Origin of the sequence: Trichocoleus desertorum AS-A10 (genome assembly GCF_039962155.1) — a bacterium.
GTDB lineage: Bacteria > Cyanobacteriota > Cyanobacteriia > FACHB-46 > FACHB-46 > Trichocoleus.
This window is the reverse complement of record NZ_JAMPKN010000118.1, coordinates 1-3,443: the sequence shown is the minus strand read 5'-3', so window position 1 is coordinate 3,443 and position 3,443 is coordinate 1. Positions and strand designations below refer to the sequence as shown.

Annotated in this window: 6 protein-coding genes; 4 read left to right on the top strand and 2 right to left on the bottom strand. The window is 48.0% G+C overall.

The features are described from left to right. Window positions 1-325: 325 nt before the first annotated feature. Together NDA01_RS32190 and NDA01_RS31580 are read left to right on the top strand one after the other, a co-directional pair. Window positions 326-484, top strand: a complete 159-nt coding sequence (locus NDA01_RS32190) for a hypothetical protein (protein WP_431193615.1) — start codon at window positions 326-328, stop codon at window positions 482-484. Further along, window positions 481-861 (top strand): response regulator, encoded by a 381-nt coding sequence (locus NDA01_RS31580; protein ID WP_431193614.1) that lies wholly within the window; start codon window positions 481-483, stop codon window positions 859-861. The genes NDA01_RS32190 and NDA01_RS31580 overlap by 4 nt, the downstream gene beginning before the upstream one ends. Before the next feature lie 227 nt (window positions 862-1,088). Here NDA01_RS31580 and NDA01_RS31570 read toward each other — a convergent pair whose 3' ends face one another. Continuing rightward, window positions 1,089-1,319: a hypothetical protein gene (locus NDA01_RS31570; RefSeq protein ID WP_348231168.1), complete on the bottom strand. Its 231-nt coding sequence runs from the start codon at window positions 1,317-1,319 to the stop codon at window positions 1,089-1,091. A gap of 282 nt (window positions 1,320-1,601) precedes the next feature. Between NDA01_RS31570 and NDA01_RS31565 the strand changes: the two genes are divergently transcribed. Then, window positions 1,602-1,835, top strand: coding sequence for a hypothetical protein (locus NDA01_RS31565; RefSeq protein ID WP_348231167.1), 234 nt, complete (start codon window positions 1,602-1,604; stop codon window positions 1,833-1,835). A gap of 212 nt (window positions 1,836-2,047) precedes the next feature. On the opposite strand, the gene NDA01_RS31560 is transcribed toward NDA01_RS31565, so the two are convergent. Next, window positions 2,048-2,233, bottom strand: coding sequence for a DUF8621 family protein (locus tag NDA01_RS31560; protein WP_348231166.1), 186 nt, complete (start codon window positions 2,231-2,233; stop codon window positions 2,048-2,050). Window positions 2,234-2,402: 169 nt separating this feature from the next. Here NDA01_RS31560 and NDA01_RS31555 point away from each other — a divergent pair, with 169 nt between their 5' ends. Beyond that, entirely contained in the window at window positions 2,403-3,155 is a 753-nt protein-coding gene (locus NDA01_RS31555) for a response regulator transcription factor (RefSeq protein WP_190552940.1), read from the top strand. The last annotated feature ends 288 nt before the right edge of the window (window positions 3,156-3,443 follow it).

Genomic DNA, 3,443 nt, shown 5'->3' with positions numbered 1-3,443 from the left:
AGCCATCGATACTCTGTTGCAGTCAAGCTACCACACAAGAAAATACTGCCAATCAATTCTTCTAAATCAGACGCTTGGGAAAGCACTAAAGACTGCATAGCGGCTAGGCAAACGTTGAATTGCCAACATCAGATGACGATTCCAGAGTGCCTCGGGGCAGTTACATTTGGCACCGAACTATCACGGATATTTTCCCACTAGCAATTTAGTTCGCTCCATAGATTCCGCTGCTAGCAGTCAGGAGAGTAATGGCATTGAGTTAAACTCAGCGGAGCAGTCACCCACTCCGCTGAGTTTAACTCAATGCTGACTAGGACTGGCGATCGTGCGGCACTTAGTCGAATTGCACGGGGGTACGGTTGAGGCCGCAAGCCCAGGCGTTGGCAGGGGTGCCACCTTTACCGTGAGGCTGCCGCTCATGCCCCTACCCTACAGCCAATCACCCATCAGAACACCCCAGCGTCAGAGCCCGCTGCTGATTTGAACGGGATTCAGGTTTTGGTCGTGGATGATGAAGCAGATTCACGGGAGTTTGTCGCTTTTGTCTTAGAGCAAGCAGGAGCAAAGGTGCTCACAGCCACGACCGCCGCTGAAGCCTTGAGCCTGCTGATGCATTCAAAACCAGACGTGCTGTTAAGTGACATTGGGATGCCTGAGATGGATGGCTATATGCTGATGCAACAGATGAGAGCGTTGCCGCCAGAGCAAGGGGGACAAGTCCCCGCGATCGCGCTGACGGCGTATGTCGGAGAAGTCAATCAGCAGCAGGCGTTGGCAGCAGGGTTCCAGAAGCACCTCTCTAACCCGCTAGACTCCCAGAAGTTGAGTCACGTGATTGCTCACCTGATTCAGTCCACTTAGCGATCGCTTGGGGCTGGAGGAAGTCAGCACTCACAGCTTCAGACGCACGGCTCTGACCCAAATGAGCGGTGCAGGGATACAGCTACAGGTTCCGATGGTATCTTGAGGTATCGGAGGTGCAGCTGGAGGGGGCGGTTTTGAGCTTCTGACTCATTCGTGTGATCGTCTTGTGAGGTAAGAGCACGACAAAAGCCTAAAACTTTTGTGTTTTAACCAGAGGGGATCACCTACAAATGCTTAGGCACACTCAGCCGTCGAATTAGTTCATCTAGGGTGCTGCAATAATTCATCCGCAATATATCGTCTAGTTCTTCAGGGGTTAACTCTCTTTCGAGTTTTAACCGCATCCAGGCAGCTAACTCCGGCGACCATTCCCAACTACCTTCATTGTGAGGGCTCAGTTGCCAAGTAGCCTCTAAGGGTGTTTCAACCCAATCACTAGAATCTGGATTATTCATCTGGGTCTTTCGTCGAGCGTGCACAGATTAAGGGTTAGTTGTAGAGTGTCTAGACCTAACCTTTGATATTTACCCTTCCAAGAGAATTTTAGAGTGGGATTAAGCTTTGTACGCTACGGAAGTTAAAGTTTCAGTTAAGTGTAACTTTAATCACACAGTATACTTGAAACTTAACAAAGAATGGGATTGTGACATCAAAGGCTTTACATGTACCCCTTAGCGCTATCTCATGACCTCGTTCAGCCCTTTAAATTTTGGTACCAGAACGAACTTCATGAGGGAATGTATTCTGACAGGGAAATCTATCGCCTCTGCACGACCTGCAAGGCTGAAGATAGGCAAAAAGCTTTTGCCTTGGCGCTTTCTTTAACGGAGCATGGCGCTCAAGCTTGCATTACTTGTAAGAGAACTGAGTACAAAGTGTGGGTCAGCTTAAGAACTCAGCATCTAGCTGCCTCTGTTCCTTCTCCAAAAGCGATCGCTTCTGGGGTTCACGGCATTGCATTGGCTGTTTGACTAGACTGAGCACGGGTCTAGGGGGCAGGAAGGCGTGAAAGTTTGAGCTTCAGACAAAAGGCTGAAGCATTTACGACACTTCTAGTTAGGGGCGATCGCAGCTTTGAGCTTTATACAGTAGCTAAGAAAAAGCAATCGCGGGAAGGTTTTTGCCTTGCTCTGGCAGAACGCTTGCATCTTGCCCTATTGATTGTTTTCTTCTTAGAGAGGATTTAACTGAGTTCAGGTTTAAGCCATAACAGGGCATCTATTGAAACTATCTGTCGCTGACAATCTACGTCTGTCACTGCCCACTGAAACGGCTCTCCTCGCTTTTGCAATTCAGCCTGAATCACTGATTCCAATGCTAAAGCTGAATCTTGTAGAGCTACTTCTATTGTAATTAAGTACGCTGACATACCTTGTCATTCCAACGCTTGCTCGCTGCTACATTGTAGGGGTGGCCCTCTGACTCCAGAAGCAACTAAAGAAAGATTTCACTTGTTCTCAGCCGACTCCTCATCCTAGCCTCCAACTCCTTCATTTCCTAGTCTGAGCCAACGAACTGATTCGACCTCAACGATTCTTATGTCCTCATCTAGAGATTTTTCCCTTGGACCATCCGCTCGACAGGCCAGGGTTTTACTGGTTGAAGATGAGGCAGTGATCCGCGATACAGTAGCTCTTGCCCTGCAAGCAGAAGGATTTCAAGTTGTAGCCGTCGAAGATGGTCAGCAAGCTCTTGAACAGGTGCAGGGCTCTACATCTGCACAAGGCAATGGCGATGAAGCATTTGACCTCATTGTTCTGGACCTTCTGCTCCCGTTTATCAATGGATTGGATGTATGTCGCTTCATTCGTCAGCAGAGCAATACAACTCCAATTCTGATCCTCAGCGCCAAAATGGCAGAGGCTGATATTGTCGTGGGCTTAGAAGTAGGAGCGGATGACTACTTGACGAAGCCTTTTAGCCTGAAGGAGTTCATTGCCCGATGTCGAGTGTTGCTGCGGAATTATCAAGGTTTTAACCCTCAGCTAAAAGAAGAAATCTTGAGCTTCCAAGACCTCGCTCTCAACAAGCAGCAGTGTCAAGTCACGCTACGCGGCGAAGCAGTCACGCTCTCTCCAAAAGAGTTTAGTCTTTTAGAGGTGTTCATGCAGCAGCCAGGTCGAGTGCGATCGCGCGAGGATTTGATTGAGAAGGTGTGGGGTCTAGACTTTATGGGGGATTCTAAAACTGTCGATGTTCACATTCGGTGGCTAAGAGAAAAAATAGAGGCTGACCCTAGCAATCCTCAGTACCTTATTACAGTGCGAGGGTTTGGCTATCGATTAGGTTAATTGGTAACGCCACAAGATAGTCAGCGGCTTCTCCAAGAGCTGCTTTTTACACCTCCTCGGATGCTATCTGAATTGAAAACGAAGCCACCCACCTGTATTTTATTTTCTCACGTAGAGAATAGAGTAATTAAGAGCCTATAAGCTGGCTAACGATTGCACTATTCATCGCGAAACATGGAAGATGACCTAGAGGAGCTACTCGCTCAACAAGCTCAAACAATCGCCAAGCTCAAGAAAATATTGGGTCAGATTCGTAGTCTTCTAAGCCTATTTCAAGACCTGAAGCAA